This is a genomic window from Micromonospora sp. ATLC20 (assembly GCF_057196585.1).
On the sequence record NZ_JBXUOV010000001.1, the window covers coordinates 105648 to 124032 of the forward strand.

Here is an 18385-nt window from a genome sequence, read left to right on the forward strand (position 1 = left end):
CCGATCATGGTCCCATCGTCAGGAGTCACTCGGCAGCCACGATCCGGCAGACTTGATATCCGATCCGCCGAGGAGCGTGATTCAGGCCGGAACCGCTGCGAGGCGGCACTATCGTGTCCACGTGCCTTCAGACGTACATCCGGCCCTGGATGTCTTGATGCCCGCGGCGTTCCTGGGCCACGGCAACCCGATGAACGCCCTCGAGGTGAACCGGTACACCTCCGCGTGGAGAGCCTTCGGCGCCGCGGTGCCGCGTCCCCGCGCGATCCTGGTGGTCAGCGCCCATTGGTACATCAACGCCACGGCCGTCACCGCGATGCCCCGGCCGAGGACCATCCACGACTTCTACGGGTTTCCGCAGGAGCTGTTCGAGGTGCAGTACCCGGCGCCGGGGCTGCCCGAGCTGGCCGAGGAGGTCAGTGACGTCGTCCATCCGACCTGGGTCGGGGCGGACGTCGACAGCTGGGGCATCGACCACGGCACCTGGTCGGTGCTGATGCACGCCTTTCCGGACGCGACGATTCCCGTCGTCCAGCTCAGCATCAACGCCGACAAGCCGATGGACTACCACCTTCAACTCGGCGCCCGGCTCGCTCCACTGCGCCGGCGCGGTGTGCTGATCGTGTCGAGCGGCAACGTCGTGCACAACCTGCGCGGCATGGACTGGGCGCTGACCGACGACGGCTTCGACTGGGCGCGACGCTTCGACGAGGACGCCAAGGCCCGGATGCTGACCGACCCGGGCGAGTACGGGACCCTCGACGCCCACCGGGACTTCCGCCTTGCGGTACCGACACCGGATCACTTCATCCCCGCGTTGTACCTCGCCGGTCTGGCCGCGGCCACGGACACCCCCGACACCGAGGTCCTCGTCGACGGCTACGCCTACGGCTCACTGTCGATGACGGCCTACACCCTGGGCATGTCCTGTCCACCGGCCGCCGGCCGGGGCGGATCCCCCCAGCCACCGCCCGGCCTGCCGCCGGACGGCTCCAACATCTGAGGGGGCACCGGCTGGTCGGATGCTCCCATGGATCAAGGTGCGGTCGCGGTCGGTCCGGTGCTCGCCGCCGTACTCGTCGCTCTCGTGCTCGTCGCCGTGGCGACGGTGCGGGCCGGAAACCCCCGCCGCAGGCGGGAGTGGTTCGGTCAATCCTTTGTGGCCCGCTCGGTCGCGGCACGGTCGCTCGCCACGATGAGGTCCAGCAGTTCCTTGCCCAGCCCGGCCGCGATCCGGACGCGACCGCCGCCGGTCGAGATCGCCTGCGGGCATGTCGCGTCACCCAGCATCACTGTGACTTCGCCGAGGTTGATTCCGACCGCGCCGGGCTTCTGCAGTGTGCATTCCTCTCCTGCGGGCACGGGGTCGCGCAGCGCGGCGAGGGATGTCCGGATCTGGTTCAGCGTCTTGGCGTCCGTCGCGACGACCATGCCGTTTGTGGGCGGCGCCTCGGTGGTGGCGTTGGTGATGCGGTCGGGCAGCACCAGGCCGCCGGAGGCCGGGGCCGCCGGGCCGGCGGGCCAGGTGACGTGCTTGAGCAGCTGCTCGCGGCCCTTCTCGTCCCCGGAGATGAAGGCCGTCGTCGCCTGAATCTCGTCGTTGAAGGCGCGGTAGGTCCACACGGACGGGATTGCGTACTGGTTGGGCTGATCGACTTGGATCAGCTGCCCGTCCTTGACGACCAGCCGGTTCGGGCTGACGGCCGCGGCGACGCCCTGCTGCACGACAGCCATCCACGCCTGACCATCCGACTTGCACCTGAAGGGTGCGGCCCCGGGCGGGACAGACGTCGGTCGCGTGGCCCGGGGATCCCACTGTGCGGCGAGGTAGACGGTGTGCGGCTCGGCGGTGCAGGGATCGAGGGTGGTGACCTCGCTCGTCCGCCAGCCCTCCGGAACGGCGACGGACAGGCCACCCAGGCTCACCGTGGCCCCCGCGGTCTCGGACCCCTTCGGGGGCGCACTCACCTGGGGCAGGGCCACGACGGCCGCGACCGCGGCCGCGACGGCGACGGAGCCGGCAGTTCCGAAGGCACGACGGCGGCGCTGCACGCTGCGCCGCCCGAGGCGGACCAGCCGGGAGGCGGGATCGGTCTCGGCCGGCGTCACGGAGGCGGCTGCGCGGTCGAGCAGTTCGCTGACGTGGGTGGGATTCACGGCGTCTCCTTGGAGGATTCGGCGAACAGACCGCTGGCGCGAAGCGCCGCAAGGGCACGGGACGTGCGGCTCTTGACCGTTCCCACCGCGACGCCGAGGGTCTGCGCCACCTCGGCCTCGGAGGCGTCGGCCCAGAACCGCAACACGAGCACCACCCGCTGGTCGGCAGGCAATCGCCGCAGACTGGCGAGCACCTGCACGCTGAGATCCGACTGATCCGCGAACCCACCACGGGACGCGTCCGGCAGCTCCCCGGTCGGCACCTCGTCGCGCCAACGCCGGCGCCTGGCCCGCATCGCGGCACGGATCATCACCTGGCGGACGTACGCCTCCGGCCGCCCCTCCGGCACGCCCAACCGGTGCCACGACCGGTAGGCCGCGATCAGACCCTCCTGGGCGAGGTCTTCACCCAGCCGTCCGTCACCGGTCAGCAGCACGCCGAAGCGAACGATCTCGCGATACCGGCCGGCGACGAATTCCTCGTAGCCGACAGGTTCCGCTCTGCGAAGCAAGCCCATACCTCATTAAGGGACCTGGACCCACCCGATGGTTCCCCCGTGTCGGTGCCCGGGTGACCCGGGTACGGTCGCCCGGGCACCGCGGGCTATGCCGTCGGCCTGGCTTCGTGCAGGATCCGGGCCAGCTCGTCCGGCCGGCTGAGCATCGGCCAGTGCCATGTCGGCAGTTCCTCGTACCGCCACGAATCGCCGGCCATGTGCCGGCACAGCGGCACGGTGGTGGCCATCTCGCGTGCCTGCTCGGCGGTGAAGCTCGACAGCACGCCGAGGCGGGGCAGCTTCTCCCACGCCCCGGTGAGCCGTACCGGGGTGGTGGCAGTCGCCCACGGTTGTGCCACCGACCGCTCATCGAGCAACGCGACGACCGAGTCATCCACGTCTGCTGCTCCCGCCGCCAGTTCGGCCCACGGCGGGGGCGGCAGCCGCCAGCCGTCGCCGTGTTCGGCGACCACCGCCGCGTTGCGTTCACGCTCCGGGGGCGGGCTGAAGTCCTCGTTCGCCGCCCCGTCGGGCAGCGGGCCGGTGTCGACGAACACCAGTTGGGCGATGCGGTCGGTCATGCGGTCGGCAACGGCTGGCGTCACGACCGCGCCGGCGTAGCTGTGCCCGACGAGAACCACGTCGTGCAGGTCCTCGTAGCGCAGCAGGTTGACCACGTCGGTGACGTGGACGTCGAGGTCGGTGTCCGGGCGGGCCAGGTGGGCGCGCTCGCCAAGGCCGGTCAGGCTCAGCGGGTACACCTCGTGGCCGTGCGCGCGCAGGGCGGCGGTGACGGGGCGCCAGGCCCATGCGCCGAGCCAGAACCCCGGAACCAGTACGAAGGTCGTCATGCCTGACACGCTACGATCAATACCGGACAGGTTCCGCCCGGATTGGAAGTAGGGATTTGTGACCCGGCCGACCGCGCGCGTACTGGCGTTGCTGGAGATCCTCCAGGCCGGCGGCGACTTCACCGTCACGGACCTGGCCGGTCGGCTGGGCGTCGACGAGCGCACGGTCCGCCGATACGCCGCGCATCTCGCCGACCTGGGCATCCCGGTCGAGGCCCGGCGCGGTCGCTACGGCGGATACCGGCTCGCGCCCGGATACAAGCTGCCGCCACTCATGCTCACCGACGAGGAGGCGGTCGCCGTCATGCTCGGGCTCGTGGCCGCCGGCCGGGCCGGGCTGGTCACCGCCGAAGGCGCGGCCGCCGACAGCGCGACCGCGAAGATCCGCCGGGTGCTGCCGGCCGTTCTCGCCCGGCGGATCGATTCGCTGCTGGAGACCGTGGACTTCACCGCACGGGTCCGGAAGTCCGCTCCGGCCGGCATCGAGGTGCTGCTGGTGCTCGCGGACGCAGCCCGACATCAGCAACCGGTGGACATCACCTACACCACCTGGCGCGGCGAGTCCGCCGAGCGTCGGCTCGACCCGTACGGGCTGGTCTTCCACGCCGGCCGGTGGTACGTCACCGGCCACGACCACAACCGCCGGGCCGTACGGACGTTCCGGCTCGACCGCATCGGGACCGCCCGCCCCACCCCGGGCAGGTTCGAGATCCCGGCCGGCTTCGATCCCACCACGCAGGTACTCACCGGTCTGGCAGCAGTGCCGTACGCGCACGACATCTCCGTGGTGCTGCACACCAGCCTGGAACAGGCGCAGCGACGGATCCCGCAGTCGGTCGGCACGCTCACCGAGGTGCCCGGCGGAGTGCGCCTCACCGCCCGAGCCGAACGGCTCGACGGTGCGGCGCAGATGCTCGCCGGGCTCGGCTGGTCGTTCACGATCGACCGACCGGACGAACTCAAGGACGAGGTACGGGCCCTGGCCAACCGGCTGCTCGCCGACGCCTGAGGGGCGGCAGAGGTGGTCAGGCGCGGCCGGGTCAGGCCGGCGGATCGTCCCGGAAGAGAGCGTCCCGCACGCCTCGGCCGCCCCAGCGGGTGGCGACGAGTTCGGGACGAGGGCGGGTCAGCTCGGGCATCCAGCGGTGTCGTCTGGTGTCGGGCGCGGGGCGGTCCCAGTCGGCGATCAGCGCGAAAGGGTCGACGCCCCGGCCGCCTGGGCCGTCGTCACACAGCTCGCGGACAACCATCGCTGGATGGAAGCGTAGTTCCTGGGCCATCCTGCAGTCGTCGGCCCGCGAGGCGACCACGGCCCCGCAGCCCTGACAGGCGACGCAGGGGATCCATCCCACCAGCGACCAGCAGCCCGTGCGGACACGGTCATGGACGAAGCGCGTCCCGCGTACGTCGCCGGGTGAGAGGACGAAGGTGCCGGTGAGCTGATCACGGCCGTAGGCGGCCTCGTCGATCGCGTACGCGCCGGGATCCAGGAGTGGTGGATTCACGTGGTGGCAGTCCAGGACCGACCAGTGCGGCGCCGCCGGCAGTTCCACCAACCGGACCGGGACGCTCAGCGTGTTCCCGCAGCCCGCACACCGAAAGCGCTCCACTGCGGCAGTGTGACATCGCAGCCGAGCCACGGTATCCGAGATCGATCGTGCGGTGGCCAGTGGTGCGTGCGCTTCCACGCCAGTGCCGGCGCGTTTGCGGCGAGGACGTCCGGACGGGAACTGCCCACCGTGGTCGGGACCCGCTGGTTGCAGGGCACGGCCAGCACGTAACCGATGCGCTGCTGCTGCAGCCATGTCCGGAACTTCGAGCCCTGCCCGTATGCCTCGTCAGCGGTCACCCATCTCGCCGACAGGCCGGCGGTGATGGCACGTTCGAGCATCCGCAGGCCCAGCGCGGGCTTCGTGGCGAACCCGACGCTGGCGGCGATGCCGGCTTCCTCGCGGCGGGCAGCGTCGTCGCACCAGCGGCGGGGTAGATGCAACTCCCGGTCGATCAGGGTGCGCCCGGCCGGGCTGGCGTAGGCCAGGAACACTCCGAGCTGGCAGTTCTCCGTCCGCCCGGCCGTGCCGGAGTACTGGCGCTGCACCCCCGCGGACTTGACCCCCTTCTTAGGAACCCGGTCTCGTCGACGATCAACACCCCGTCGTCATGGCCGGTGTGCTCGGACACGTAGGCGAACAAGTCGTCGCGAACAGCGTCCGGGTCCCACGCGGACCGGTTCAGTAGCCGTTGCATCCGATTCGGCGTGGTATCGCCGGCGGCCTCGGCGAGGGTCCAGCCGATCTTGCTCGCCAGCGGCGACAGCAACCCGACCAGGTACGCCAGCGCCTGCCGGCGCGGTTTCGCACGCCCGAACCGGTGCGCGAACCGCGCCAGCAGATCATCCAGACCCGCCCGCCAGCCCACGATCTCATCGATCAACACAAGCACGGGAGCCTGCCCGCCTTACGACCAACCACAACAGACAGACGGTGCGGCCGCATACCCGTCCGCCGGATAGCATCGACATCCGCAGCTACACGGCAGCCGCCACTCCGACGTCAGCCATCCCCGTGAGCTGCTGAAACGTTAGATCAGGCAACTGCGGCTGGAGTGCTAATCCTCCAAGCAGGTCGCATAGGTCCAGCCCACGAGGCCTGTCTCGATGGTATCGACGACATAGAGCCAGGCGTTTGCGTTGGTGGCCCCGCAACCGTTATACCGTGAGCCAAGGGTCATGGGGCGTTCGCAGGCGATTATCGTATGCCGCACAAGATACCCCCGAAGAACCTTGGTGCTGCTATAAGAACTGTAAACGGGGATCTTGTTATAGTTCTTCACGGCGACCCAATCGTTGTTGCAGCTGGCGTATGCTGTCGCGGCATGAGCGGGCATAGTGCGGATGGCGGTGGTTGCGAGGACTGAAGTCAGGGCCGCAACTGTTAGGGCAATGGCACGACGAATCAACGGAATTCCTCCCAACGGATCGATGCATTGCTATAAATCGTCCCAGCGTGCAGATCCCGTCGCAACCCCGGTGACTGATAACGGACCAAGTACCTGAAGGTGACGAACTTGCATGCCGACATGCCGAGGGCCCGGAGGAAAAGGATCTTGGGCGGCGGCACGCCGCCCAAGGCTGCCCGCGCCGCTGCTGCCTTGCGAGGGTACGAGCGGGCGTAGGACGGCTGTCAAAGGTGGCCGTGGCAGCTTCTGGCGTGGGTGTTCTCTCTGAGGGGCGCCTTCGTCGGCCACAGAGGGGCGGACCACGGGAGCGGCAGAGGCAACAACCTGACGGTAAACGATCGCACCAGGCTCGGCCGGAGCCCGATCAATCTGTATGGACTGAGACTTTCCGAGCGGCTGACTTGGTGGCAGCGAACAAAGTCGCCGTGTACAAGGCTGTCCCCAACCCGACAGGCAAAGGGGAGGCCGCTGACGCGGCCGTAGCTTGCTCCCACGTGGCCGCCAGGCTGCGGGACGGAGGATGGCCTTGCCAGGTGTAGACGACATCATCAGCGGTGCCGCCCAATCGTTGCCGGCTGTCGGCTCCGTCGAGCCGCTGCTGCTGACCCGGGCCGCGGACATCGCGATGGGGCCGCTGCCGCAGGTGCCGAACCGCGTCGCCCTGACCGCCGGGGGGCTCCGGGCGGCGGCTGACGGACCTCGACACACCGATCCACCACCGCTGAGCGGACCGGCGGCGTACGTGTCACCCCCGGCTCAGGCCGAGCGCCTCGTCCACCCGATCCAGCACCGTCACGTCGTCGTGGCCGACGCCGCGCAGCAGGTCGATCGCTGTCGCCCGGATCTGCCCGACGATCATGGTGACCGGCAGCGGCGGGTCGGTCCGCAGCAGGCCCGCGGCGATCCGGACCGCCTCCAGCGCCGCCGCGTCGGCCCGCTGCGCGTGCCGGTCGGCGTCGGCGCCGGTGAGGTCGTGGGCCATGGCCTCACCAGCCGACCGTACGGCGGAGGTCAGCGCGCCGATCGCGGCGGCCAGCTCCGGCGGCGTGGCGGTGTGCCGGCGGGTCAGGGTCACGCCGGCCCGGGCCAGCACGCGGATGTTGCGGGCGGCGTAGTCGAGCTGCCGCAGTGTGGCCTCCACCTCGGCGAGCTTGCCCAGGTGCCGGCGGCGCAGTCCCAGCCGCAGCGTCTCGCCGGTGGCGAGCACCGCGGCCTGCATCTCGGCGACGCAGTCGTCCACCTGCCGCGCCCGGTCCAGCGCGGCGCGGGCGGCGTCCTCGTCGCAGCCCTTCAGTGCCGCGTTGACCTGGTCGAGCAGGTCGGCCAGGTCGGTGTAGCTGCGCCGGGCCTGGGCCACCAGTGGTGCCAGCGGGTCACGGGCGGCCATCAGCTGGCTGGCGGCGAGCGCCACCGCGCCGCCGATGAGCGCGTCGACGAAGCGGAACGGCATCAGCGTCCCGTTCGGCGCGGAGACCACGACCAGGTACATGGCCGAGACGCTGGCCTGCACGACCAGGGCACGTCGGGCCCCGATCACCACGAGCGTCGTGGTGGTCAGCAGCAGCACCAGCAGGACCGTCTCGGTGCCCGGGCCCAGCGCGTACACCAGCAGCTCCGCGACGAGGACGGCGGCTGCCACGGCGAGCAGGATCTCGACGGTCTGCCGCAGCCGTCGCCCGCGGGACTCGCCGAGTACGACGAGCGCGGCGGTCGGTGCGAAGAACGGGTCCGGGTGACGGATCACCAGCGCCGCCACGATCCAGGCGACCACAGCGGCGGCGGTCAGCTCGACCACTGTCATCCCGTCGCCGCGCAACCGCCCGACGGCGTCGCGCACCCAGGTCCGCACCGGTCGTACCCCTCTCGCCGGACAGGCCGGGACCCGGCCGCCGATTGATCTTCCGCGAGGAGGGCCACTACCCCGGCCGTGACCTGCTCAATCGCTGACGCCGGCAGCCGGCCTGGCCGACGACCCGCACCTGCCCGGGGTCAGCGGCGGATGAGGCCGAGTTCGGTGGCGGTGGCGACGGCGGCGGTACGCGACTCGACGCCGAGCTTGGCGTAGATGCGGGCCAGGTGGGACTTGACGGTGCCTTCGGTCAGGTGGAGGCGGGTGCCGATGCTGTGGTTCGACAGACCGTCGGCGACCAGGGCGATGACCTCGGTCTCGCGCCGGGTCAGGGTGGTGGCCGGCGTACGCAGGCGGTTCATCAGCCGGTTCGCGACGGTGGGCGCCAGCGTGGTGCGTCCGGCGGCGGCGGTGCGGACGGCGGCGGCCAGGTCCTCGGGTGGGGCGTCCTTGAGGAGATAGCCGGTGGCGCCGGCCTCGATGGCGGGCAGGGTGTCGGCGTCGGAGTCGTACGTGGTGACGATCAGCACACGCGGCGCATCCGGGCGGGCGGTGATCCGGGCGGTGGCTTCGGCGCCACCCATGCCCTTGCCGAACTGCAGGTCCATCAGGACGACGTCGATGTCGCCTGCGGCGGCGCGGGTGACTGCCTCCTCGGCGGTGGCGGCTTCGGCCACGACGACCAGGCCGGGTTCGGTTTCCAGCACGGCGCGCAGCCCGGCCCGTACGACCGGGTGGTCGTCGGCCAGAAGGAGGCGGATGGGGACGTCGTCGGTCACGGGCGGCCCTCGGGCTCGGTGCTGGTGGGCGGGGTGAGGGGAAGCTCGGCGGTCACGGCGGTGCCCCGGCCGGGCGCGGATGCGACGGCCAGGGTGCCGCCGAGGGCGGCCATGCGGGCGCGCATGGCCGCCAGGCCGAAGCCGCCGCCGTCTACGTCGGGGGCGGGCAGGTGGTCCGGGTCGAAGCCGCGCCCGTCGTCGACGACGTGAAGGGCGATGCGGTCGCCGAGATGACTGAGGGTGATCTCGGCGGTGGTGGCCTGGGCGTGGCGGACCGTGTTCGCGACTGTGGACTGGGCGATACGCAGGAGCGCCACCTCGTGGGCGGTCGGCAGCGATACGGGGTCGCCGACGAGGTGGAAGCGGGCGGTGAGGCGGTGGCGGGCGCTGGTGGTGGTGCACAGGCGTTCCAGGGCCCCGGCCAGGGTGGTGCCTTCCAGGGTGGGCGGGGTGAGCGCGGCGACGAAGCGGCGGGCCTCGGCGAGGTTGTCCACGGCGACCTGACGGGCCGCGTCGACGTGACCCGAGGCGGCACCGGGCCGGCCGGGCAGGGCGCGCTCGGCGGCGCGCAGCAGCAGCTGGATGCTCGACAGGCCCTGGGCGAGGGTGTCGTGGATCTCGCGGGCCAGACGCTCGCGCTCGGCGAGCACGCCGGCGGTGTGCTCGGCGCGGGCCAGGTCGGCCCGGGTGGCGGTGAGTTCCTCGATCAGCTGCCGGCGCTGCTCGCTCTCCCGATACAGGGCCTGGTACCCCCACACCACCCCGACGGCGACGGCGGCACCGAGCGCGGGACCGATCACCGTGGCCGGGGTGAAGGAGCCGGTGTGGGCGCCGAACCCGGCGACGGCCGCCACGGCGGTGACGATCACGGCGGCCAGGCCGGCGCGGCGCGGCAGCAGGTGGAGCTGGAGGAAGTACAGCGGGAACGCCACCCAGATCGCGTCGGGGGACAGGCCCAGCAACACCAGCCACACGGCCCCGACGGCGGCCAGCCACCAGGCGGCGGCCCGCCGCGAGCACCGGATGCGGGGGAGGAGCGGCCCGATGGCGTACGCCAGACCGCACGCCACCGCCACGGCAACGATCGAGCCGGCGTGCGGCCGGTCGTCGGCCACCGCCCGGCCGGCGGCCAGGACGAGCAGGCCGATGATCAGCAGGTGCAGGCACCAGGCCAGGGCTCGGGTGGTCGGGGTCAGGGCAGGGGCAGCGGTGCTCACAGTGCGTCCCACGTTACCGACGCCGGCGCCCCGAGGGCCTCTATCGAAAGTTAGAACCCGGGCGCCGTCCTTCGGCCCGCGAAGTGCCGCCCTAGGCCAGACGCGGACACGGGCGCCGGCCGCGATCGTGGAGTCGTACCGCTTCCACCGCCGAAAGGACAGGCCACTGCCGTGTTCGTCGCCTGGAGAGACCTGAAGTTCGCCAAGGGGCGCTTCGCCCTGATGGGTACCGTCATCGTGCTGATCACCCTGCTGGTCGGGCTGCTGTCCGGGTTGACGGCCGGACTGGGCTGGCAGAACATCTCCGCCATCACCGACCTGCCCGTCGACAGGATCGCCTTCCAGGCGCCCGGCGAGGGCCAGGACGTGTCGTACTCCAACTCCACTGTCACCGAGAAGCAGTGGCGGCAGTGGGCCGAGGCCCCCGGCGTGACCGGTGCCGAACCGCTGGGCATCACCACGACCAGGGCCACCGCCGGGAACAGGAGCGTCGGGGTCTCCGCCTTCGGCGTCCAGTCCGGCTCCCGCCTGGCCCCCGACAGCGGCCGGATCGACGACCGCTCGGCGGTGCTGTCCACCAAGGCCGCCGACGACCTCGGTGTGCAGGCCGGCGACTCCGTCACCCTGGCCGGGCAGCGACTCACGGTGGCGGCCGTACGCGGCGACGCCTCCTTCAGCCACACCCCCGTGGTGTGGATCAGCCTGGGCGTGTGGCAGAGGATCGCGCCTCCGGCCGGCACCGGCGACGGCAGCCAGACGGCCACCGTCGTCGCCCTGACCACCACCTCGGACGCCGAGCCGGGAGCCACCGACCGGCAGGCGGGCACCAGGACTGTCTCCGTGGCCGACTCACTGTCCGCGATCGGCTCCTACACCTCCGAGAACGGCTCGCTACAGCTGATGCGCGGCTTCCTGTTCGCCATCTCCGCCCTCGTCATCGGGGCCTTCTTCACCGTCTGGACCATCCAGCGCAGCGGCGACGTCGCAGTGCTCAAGGCACTCGGCGCCCCCACCGCCAACCTTCTCAAGGACGCCCTCGGACAGGCCGTCGTGCTGCTCGTCGGCGGCACCCTGCTCGGCACCGGCATCGCCGCCGCGCTCGGCGCCCTCGTCGCCGGGTCCACGGTGCCGTTCCTCCTCACCCCGGTGACCGTCCTCCTTCCCGCGGCCGTGATCGTCGTCCTCGGCGCCCTCGGCGCCGCTCTGGCCATCCGCCGGATCACCTCCGTCGACCCGCTGACCGCCCTGGGGAGCGCCCGATGAGCCTGAACCTGACCGACATCACCCTCACCTACCCCGACGGTGAGGGCCGCCTGACCGCCCTCGACCGCGTCACCCTTGACGTACCCAAGGGCAGCCTGACCGCCGTGATCGGCCCCTCCGGCTCCGGCAAGTCCAGCCTCCTCGCGGTCGCGGCGACCCTCATCACCCCCGACTCCGGCACCGTCACCATCGACGGCACCGCCACCACCGGAATGACGCGGGGCGAACTTGCCGACCTGCGCCGCCACAAGATCGGCATCGTCTTCCAGCAGCCCAACCTGCTGCCCTCCCTCACCGCCGCCGAGCAGCTCCAGGTGATGGCCCAGATCGACGGCCGCCGACCGGCCGGAGCCCGTACCCGCGCCGTGGAACTCCTCGACGCGGTCGGCCTCGCCGGCCAGGCCGACCGCCGGCCGCACCAGCTCTCCGGCGGCCAGCGCCAGCGCGTCAACATCGCCCGCGCCCTGATGAACGACCCCACCGTCCTGCTCGTCGACGAACCCACCAGCGCGCTCGACCACGAACGCGGCGCCGCCGTCATCGAGCTGATCACCCGTCTCACCCACCAGCAGAGCACCGCCACCGTCCTGGTCACCCACGACCGCACGAACCTCACCGCCGTCGACCAGGTCGCCGAAGTCCACGACGGCCGCCTTCACCTTCCGACGCCGGCCCGCTGAGGTACGGGTCGAAGGTGGTGCCTGCTGTACCCGGACTGGGCAGCCCGCTGGATGGTCGCTGTTCCCCCAGCTCAATAGCGTTTCTGGTGCGCGCAGATCCTGCCGAAGACACGGAGAGAGACCACCAGAATGGGACAGACCGTCGAGCCGGCGGTACGCGTCGAAAGACTCACCCGCGTGTACGGCACCGGCCGCAACCAGGTGACCGCGCTCGCGGGCGTCGATGTCGACTTCGGCCGGGGCACCTTCACCGCGGTGATGGGGCCCTCGGGCTCCGGCAAGAGCACGCTGCTGCAGATCGCGGCCGGGCTCGACCGCCCCACGGACGGCCGGGTGGTCCTCGGCGGCACCGACCTGTCCGGGCTGTCCGAGACGCGCCTGACCGAGCTGCGGCGTACCCGGATCGGGTTCGTCTTCCAGGCGTTCAACCTGATCGGCGCGCTCACCGTCGAGGAGAACATCGTGCTACCCCTGCGCCTGGCCGGCGGCCGCCCGGACCGGGCCTGGCTGACCCACGTGGTCGAGCGGGTCGGCCTCGCCGATCGGCTGCACCACCGGCCGGCGGCGCTGTCCGGCGGTCAGCAGCAGCGGGTGGCTATCGCCCGGGCGCTTGCCACCCGCCCCGAGGTGATCTTCTCGGACGAGCCCACCGGCGCCCTCGACTCGAGGACCGCGGCGGAGGTGCTGGCGCTGTTGCGCGCGGTCGTGGACGAGCACGGGCAGACGGTGGTGATGGTGACCCACGACCCGATCGCCGCCTCGTACGCGGATCGGGTGCTGGTGCTGGCCGACGGTGCGATGGTCGCGGACCTCCCGCAGCTCGGCGCCGTCCGGATCGCCGAGCACCTGGCGTCGCTGGACGGGCGGGTCCTCCGATGACCGGCCTCGCCGCCCGCCTGCTGCGGCACCGCACTGGCCCCGCCGCCGCGACCCTGCTGGCCCTGATCGTCGGCGTGCTGATCCTGGTGGCGATGGGCTCGCTCGTCGAATCGGGGCTGCGGTTCCGCCCGGAGCCGCGGCTCTGGGCGAGCGCCGACGTGGTCGTCGCCAACCGCACGATCAGCCACACGTTCCGGGAGTTCGACGGCGACACCACCACGAGCACGGTGACGCTGCCCGAGGGTGGCACTGTGGACGCCGGCCTGGTGGACCGGATCCGCCGGGTGCCGGGCGTCACCGCAGTCACCGGCGACGACCGGGTGCTGATCGGCTCACCCGCCGCCGTGGGACACGGCTGGGACACGTACGTCTTCACCGGTCGCCCCCTCGCCGCCGGCGCCGCGCCCCGGAACGACGACGAGGTGGTGGCCGACACCCGGCTGGGCGTGGTGCCCGGCGACCGCATCGACCTTGTCGTCGGCGGGATCGGCCGGTCGTACCGGGTGAGCGGGACCGCCGAGACCGGCGCGGTGGCGGTGTTCTTCACCGACGCGCAGGCCGCGCGCCTGTCCGCCCACCCGGGTCGGGTGGACGCGATCGGCGTACGGATGGCGCCCGGCGCCGACGTCGGCGCGGTGCGCGAGATCGCGTCGGCGGCCGGCGCCACGGCGTACGCCGGGAAGGACCGCGGAAACGCCGAGCAGTCGGACCACCTGGCCGCCCAGAGCCTGCTGGTCGGGGCCGGGGCAGCCTTCGGCGGGTACGTCGTCCTGCTGATCGTGTTCGTGGTGGCCGGCACCATCGGGCTGTCCGTCCGGCACCGCCGCCGTGACCTGGCGTTGCTGCGCGCGGTCGCCGCCACGCCGGGGCAGGTGCGCCGCATGCTGGTCGCCGAGGCCACGCTGCTCGCCCTGGCCGGCTCCGCGATCGGCGGCCCGGCCGGCCTGCCGGCCGCCCGCTGGGTGCACGGCGAACTGGTCGGGCGCGGGTTCGTGCCGGCCGGCTTCCCGATGGCGGGCGGTCTGTTCGCGGTGCCGGCCGCCATCGGTACGGCCGTCCTGGTGGCGGTGGTCGCCGCGCTGATTGCCGCACGCCGGGTCACCGCCATCAAGCCGGTCGAGGCGCTCGGCGAGATCGCCGTCGAACCCCGGCGTGGCGGCCCGGTACGGCCGATCGCCGGCGTGCTGACGCTGACGGCGGCCGGCAGCGCCGGGGCGTTCACGCTCGGCGCCGGGTCGGCCGGGGCGCTGGCCGGCGCGGTCGGCATGCTCTACCTGTTCGTCATCGCGGTGGCGCTGCTCGCACCGCACATCAACGCGTACGCGGCACGACTGCTCACCCCGGTGCTGCCGCGCATCTGGCGGGCCGGCGGCTACCTGGCCGCGGCCAACCTGCGGGCGAACGCGCAGGGCATGGCTACCGTCCTGACCGCCCTCGTGCTGTCCGTGGGATTCGGCGGCTCGGTCTGGTTCCTGCAGGACAACCTGGAGCGGCAGACCGCCACGCAGAGCAGCGCCGGAACCCTCGCCGAGCGGGTGCTCGTCGCTCCGGGCGGACTTCCCGGGGACGCGGCGCGGGAGATCCGCGAGTTGGCCGGGGTGCAGGCGGCCACCGGGGTACGCCGCACCCAGGTCGTGGTGCGGGCGCTCGGCGGCATCGAGCCGGTAGCCGCGCTGTCCGTCGACCCGGCCGGCGTGACGTCGACGATGGACCTCGCCGTGCGCAGGGGCACCCTGGCCGACCTGGGTGCCGGTACCGTCGCCCTGTCCACCATGCAGGCGTCCTCGTCCGGCTGGGACGTCGGCGACAAGGCGGAACTCTGGCTGGGCGACGGCACCCCGGTCACCTTGGACGTGATCGCGATCTACGACCGTGGCCTCGGTTTCGGCGACGTCACAGTGGCCGCCGAGACGGTCGCCGGGCACACGGCGGCGAACACCGTCGACGAGGTGCTGGTCCGCGGCGGCCCGGACGCCGGCGCCGCGCTGGCCACGTGGGCCGCGGCGCGGCCCGGCACCGAGATTCTCGACGCCGCGACCCGTACGCGCCTGCTCGGCACCGATCTGGCGCTCGGGGCCTGGCTGAACCGGCTGCTGATCGGCGTGATGGTCGGGTACGCGGCGCTGGCGGCGGCCACCACGATGGTGATGGCGGCACTGGCCCGCCGCCGCGAGCTGGCGTTGCTGCAACTGGTCGGGGTCACCCGGCGTCAGATTCGCGGGATGGTCCGGGCCGAACAGGCCGGGCTGCTCGGCACCGCGGTGCTGATCGGCGCGACGATCGCGGTGCTGACGCTGAGCGCGATCGTCAACGGACTGACCGGCAGTCCGATCCCGTACGTGCCGCCGCTCGGGTGGGCGGCGGTGCTCGGCGGTACGGCGCTGCTGGCGCTGGTGAGCACGGTGTGGCCGGTCCGGCGGCTGCTCAGCGCTCCGCCGATCGACAACATCGGCCTGAAGGAGTAGGAGCGGTGTCACCGCCTGTCGGGTTCCTCGGCCAGGATGGCGGCGCTGACCTCGTGCACGAACGCCCGGACCTCGTCGAACCGGCCGGGATCGCTGTCCTGGCCGGAGTCGTACCACCAGTCGCGTGCCCAGAAGATCAGGTCCGCCCATCGCGGGAGGGCGGCGGCGGTCCGCTCGGCGGCCTGCCGCTTGGACAGTTGCCGCCCGTCGCACATGCGCTGGTAGGCCCGGCAGAGCGTGAGCACCGCGTACGACTGGGCTCCGGGTGGGGTCATCTCGAGTACCCAGGCCGGCCAGTCGCGGACGTGGTCCCGCAGAGCGGCGCGCACGAAGCCGGGGTCGGCGGCGGGCAGCAGCTCGCCGGCCGGCGGCCCCAGCAGCGTACGGCCGTAGTCGTGCACGGCGGCCCAGGTCACGACGCGGTGGGTGGTGGCGGGCAGCAGGTGCAACGACTCCCCGGGACTGATCCGGGCGATCAGGTGGTCCCGGCCGGAAACGGCGCGCACCGCGGCCAGTGACACGTACTCCACCTCGATCCGGCCCGCCCACAGCGGGTGCCGCCGCTCGAGGTCCGCGTGCAGGTCGGCGAGTACGTCGAGGAGCTTCTCGTCCGGGTCGTCGGCGAGGACCGCGAGCAGGTCGAGGTCGCTGCGGTTCACGTCGAAGTCGCCTGTCACGAGCGACCCGTGCAGGTACAGGCCCAGCAGCCTGCCCGCCAGCGTGCGGCGCCACGCCTCGCGGAGGTCGGAGAGAACGGTGTCGGGTGGGACCACCAGGTGATCGTGCGCGACGGGTCGCCGCGGGGCCACCGACAAACCGGCCCGCACCGCCGGTCGTGCCTACGTGCTCGGCGGGTTGCGGTGCCGCTCGGCGAGGCCCGACGCGACCTGCCGCTGCGCGTCGTGCCGGTGCCGGTCGGCGCCGGCCTGGCGAACCGCAGCCGAATCCTCGTCCGACGGGCGCCTCGTCCGGTCGCGCCGGGCGACGAAGACGACGAGCGCGAGCACCACCACCACGATCACCGCGAGCGACACCAGCATCGTTCTCATGCCGTCGACGCTACGGCCTACGCGCCAGCCTCGGCGTGGTGACGGTCAGGGGGCTGCTCCGTCCGCCGCCGGATGGCAAGCTCACGTCTCGTGACCGATGAGAATCCGGAGCTCGTGGAGGTACGCCGGTGAGGGCTGTCATCGTCGCGGCCGCTGTCGCGTTCGTCATCTCCCTGTTCGGCACGCCGGTGGCGGTTCGCGTCTTCACCGCGCTGAAGGCCGGTCAGCCGATCCGGTCGATCGGGCTCGCCAGCAACGAGCACAAGGTGGGTACGCCCACGATGGGCGGCGTCGTCTTCATCGTGGCGACGGTCCTCGCGTACGTCGCCGGGCACCTCGCCCTGACCACGCTGCCCGAACGGCAGATCGCGCAGGAGGGGCCGACCATGACGGCCCTGGTGCTGCTCGGGTTGTTCGTCTTCTGCGGCGCGGTCGGCTTCTTCGACGACTTCCTCAAGGTGCGCCGGCGCAACTCCGACGGACTGTCCGCCAAGGGCAAGCTGCTCGGCCAGGCGCTCGTCGGCGGCGGGTTCGGCGTGGCCGCGCTCTACGTGCCCAGCACCAACGGCCAGACCGTGGCCAGCGAGCACATCTCGCTCATCCGCGACATCAGCTGGCTGGACGTCGGCAAGGTCGGCGCGGTCATGGTCTTCATCTTCGTGATCACGGCGATGTCCAACGGCGTGAACCTCACCGACGGCCTCGACGGCCTCGCCACCGGCGCGTCGATCCTGGTGCTCGGCGCATACTCGCTGATCGGCTTCTGGCAGTACCGGCACTGGTGCGCCGACGACGGGTACGCCCGCGTCAACGAGTACTGCTACCAGGTCCGCGACCCGCTGGAGATCGCCATGATCGCGGCCGCCGCAGCCGGCGCCTGCGTGGGCTTCCTGTGGTGGAACACCTCCCCGGCGCGGATCTTCATGGGTGACGTGGGCGCGCTCGGGCTGGGCGGCCTGATCGGCGGGCTCGCGGTGGTGACCCGTACGACGCTGCTCTCGATCCTGATCGCCGGGCTGTTCGTCATCATCACCACGACCTGGGTGATCCAGATCGTCTCGTACCGCACCACCGGCAGGCGCGTCTTCCGGATGGTGCCGCTGCACCACCACTTCGAGCTGGCGGGCTGGAGCGAGTCCACCATCGTGGTCCGGTTCTGGATCGTGGCCGGTGTCTGCGTCGCCGCCGGCCTGGGCCTGTTCTACTCGGACTTCCTGGCGACCGTGGGATAGCGGCGCGAGACGCCGGCTCAGACGGGCCGTTGCGCGGTGTCGCCGTCGCGGAGGTGATCCAACTCGGCGAGGTACATCGCCTGCAGGCGGTCGTGGTGCCGGACCAGCAGCCGGACCTCCTCGGCGCTGTAGCCCTCGACGAGCCGTCCCGCCCGCTCGGCGAAACGCTCGTACGGCCGCTCCAGGTCGGCGATCCGCTCCGGCCGGATGGTGACGACGACCCGCCGCCGGTCTGCCGGGTCGCGTTCGGTCGTCACGTAGCCGGCCTGCTGGAGCCGGCGGAGCATGCTGGTGACCGCACCGGTGGTGAGGTTGGTCCGCTCGGCGATCTGCCCCGCGGTAGCGGAGCCGATGTCCGCCAGGTAGTCGAGGCACTCCAGGTCGCTCACCGCGAGGCCCAGCCGCTCCGCGATGGCGTACCGGAACACCATGGACAGCCGCGACGTCTCCCGCCCGGCGCGCATGAGGTCGGCGATCGCGGATGCGCGGGCCGAATCGTGGGACATGCG

General features: G+C 72.0%; 17 protein-coding genes and 1 pseudogene. 7 read left to right on the forward strand and 11 right to left on the reverse strand.

Features of this window, described 5'->3' with window-relative positions; all coding sequences use genetic code 11:
* The first annotated feature begins 157 nt into the window (after window positions 1-157).
* Window positions 158-1003: a 4,5-DOPA-extradiol-dioxygenase gene (ygiD, locus tag AC2CHG_RS00480; protein WP_484523920.1), complete on the forward strand. Its 846-nt coding sequence runs from the start codon at window positions 158-160 to the stop codon at window positions 1001-1003.
* Window positions 1004-1149: 146 nt separating this feature from the next.
* Here the strand turns inward: ygiD and AC2CHG_RS00485 are convergent, their stop codons facing one another.
* The 3 genes from AC2CHG_RS00485 to AC2CHG_RS00495 all read right to left on the reverse strand — a co-directional run bounded on the left by AC2CHG_RS00485 (window position 1150) and on the right by AC2CHG_RS00495 (window position 3505).
* Window positions 1150-2109, reverse strand: a complete 960-nt coding sequence (locus tag AC2CHG_RS00485) for a hypothetical protein (RefSeq protein ID WP_484523921.1) — start codon at window positions 2107-2109, stop codon at window positions 1150-1152.
* Window positions 2110-2153: 44 nt separating this feature from the next.
* Window positions 2154-2675, reverse strand: a complete 522-nt coding sequence (locus tag AC2CHG_RS00490; RefSeq protein WP_484523922.1) for a SigE family RNA polymerase sigma factor — start codon at window positions 2673-2675, stop codon at window positions 2154-2156.
* Between the two features lie 86 nt (window positions 2676-2761).
* Complete coding sequence (locus tag AC2CHG_RS00495; protein ID WP_194800752.1) at window positions 2762-3505, reverse strand: alpha/beta fold hydrolase; 744 nt, start codon at window positions 3503-3505, stop codon at window positions 2762-2764.
* Between the two features lie 58 nt (window positions 3506-3563).
* On the opposite strand from AC2CHG_RS00495, the gene AC2CHG_RS00500 reads away from it, so the two are divergent.
* On the forward strand, window positions 3564-4514 hold the full coding sequence (locus tag AC2CHG_RS00500) for a helix-turn-helix transcriptional regulator (RefSeq protein WP_281600642.1): 951 nt from the start codon (window positions 3564-3566) through the stop codon (window positions 4512-4514).
* A 31-nt stretch (window positions 4515-4545) separates the two neighbouring features.
* Here the strand turns inward: AC2CHG_RS00500 and AC2CHG_RS00505 are convergent, their stop codons facing one another.
* The 5 genes and pseudogenes from AC2CHG_RS00505 to AC2CHG_RS00525 all read right to left on the reverse strand — a co-directional run bounded on the left by AC2CHG_RS00505 (window position 4546) and on the right by AC2CHG_RS00525 (window position 10308).
* The gene (locus AC2CHG_RS00505; protein WP_366623820.1) at window positions 4546-5115 is read right to left on the reverse strand and encodes a hypothetical protein; all 570 of its coding nucleotides are present in this window, start codon (window positions 5113-5115) and stop codon (window positions 4546-4548) included.
* Window positions 5076-5947: pseudogene (locus AC2CHG_RS00510) on the reverse strand (IS701 family transposase). The gene AC2CHG_RS00505 and the pseudogene AC2CHG_RS00510 overlap by 40 nt, the downstream one beginning before the upstream one ends.
* Before the next feature lie 1261 nt (window positions 5948-7208).
* Window positions 7209-8312: an FUSC family protein gene (locus AC2CHG_RS00515; protein ID WP_194800756.1), complete on the reverse strand. Its 1104-nt coding sequence runs from the start codon at window positions 8310-8312 to the stop codon at window positions 7209-7211.
* A 140-nt stretch (window positions 8313-8452) separates the two neighbouring features.
* Window positions 8453-9091: a response regulator gene (locus AC2CHG_RS00520; RefSeq protein WP_194800757.1), complete on the reverse strand. Its 639-nt coding sequence runs from the start codon at window positions 9089-9091 to the stop codon at window positions 8453-8455.
* Window positions 9088-10308: a sensor histidine kinase gene (locus tag AC2CHG_RS00525; RefSeq protein WP_194800759.1), complete on the reverse strand. Its 1221-nt coding sequence runs from the start codon at window positions 10306-10308 to the stop codon at window positions 9088-9090. The genes AC2CHG_RS00520 and AC2CHG_RS00525 overlap by 4 nt, the downstream gene beginning before the upstream one ends.
* A 171-nt stretch (window positions 10309-10479) precedes the next feature.
* Between AC2CHG_RS00525 and AC2CHG_RS00530 the strand changes: the two genes are divergently transcribed.
* From AC2CHG_RS00530 to AC2CHG_RS00545, 4 genes are all read left to right on the forward strand, one after another.
* Complete coding sequence (locus AC2CHG_RS00530) at window positions 10480-11571, forward strand: ABC transporter permease (RefSeq protein ID WP_484523923.1); 1092 nt, start codon at window positions 10480-10482, stop codon at window positions 11569-11571.
* The gene (locus AC2CHG_RS00535) at window positions 11568-12251 is read left to right on the forward strand and encodes an ABC transporter ATP-binding protein (protein WP_194800761.1); all 684 of its coding nucleotides are present in this window, start codon (window positions 11568-11570) and stop codon (window positions 12249-12251) included. The genes AC2CHG_RS00530 and AC2CHG_RS00535 overlap by 4 nt, the downstream gene beginning before the upstream one ends.
* Before the next feature lie 129 nt (window positions 12252-12380).
* Window positions 12381-13130: an ABC transporter ATP-binding protein gene (locus AC2CHG_RS00540; RefSeq protein ID WP_194800762.1), complete on the forward strand. Its 750-nt coding sequence runs from the start codon at window positions 12381-12383 to the stop codon at window positions 13128-13130.
* Window positions 13127-15595 carry an FtsX-like permease family protein gene (locus AC2CHG_RS00545; protein WP_484523924.1) on the forward strand — a complete coding sequence of 823 codons (2469 nt, stop codon included), beginning with the start codon at window positions 13127-13129 and terminating at the stop codon, window positions 15593-15595. The genes AC2CHG_RS00540 and AC2CHG_RS00545 overlap by 4 nt, the downstream gene beginning before the upstream one ends.
* Window positions 15596-15603: 8 nt before the next feature.
* Here AC2CHG_RS00545 and AC2CHG_RS00550 read toward each other — a convergent pair whose 3' ends face one another.
* On the reverse strand, window positions 15604-16368 hold the full coding sequence (locus AC2CHG_RS00550) for an aminoglycoside adenylyltransferase domain-containing protein (protein ID WP_484523925.1): 765 nt from the start codon (window positions 16366-16368) through the stop codon (window positions 15604-15606).
* Window positions 16369-16434: 66 nt separating this feature from the next.
* The gene (locus AC2CHG_RS00555) at window positions 16435-16644 is read right to left on the reverse strand and encodes a hypothetical protein (RefSeq protein WP_484523926.1); all 210 of its coding nucleotides are present in this window, start codon (window positions 16642-16644) and stop codon (window positions 16435-16437) included.
* 128 nt (window positions 16645-16772) lie between these two features.
* On the opposite strand from AC2CHG_RS00555, the gene mraY reads away from it, so the two are divergent.
* Entirely contained in the window at window positions 16773-17876 is a 1104-nt protein-coding gene (gene mraY, locus AC2CHG_RS00560) for a phospho-N-acetylmuramoyl-pentapeptide-transferase (RefSeq protein WP_194800766.1), read from the forward strand.
* A gap of 17 nt (window positions 17877-17893) precedes the next feature.
* On the opposite strand, the gene AC2CHG_RS00565 is transcribed toward mraY, so the two are convergent.
* A complete protein-coding gene (locus AC2CHG_RS00565) occupies window positions 17894-18382 on the reverse strand; it encodes a MarR family transcriptional regulator (protein WP_228532060.1) in 489 nt (162 codons plus the stop codon).
* Window positions 18383-18385: the final 3 nt, after the last annotated feature.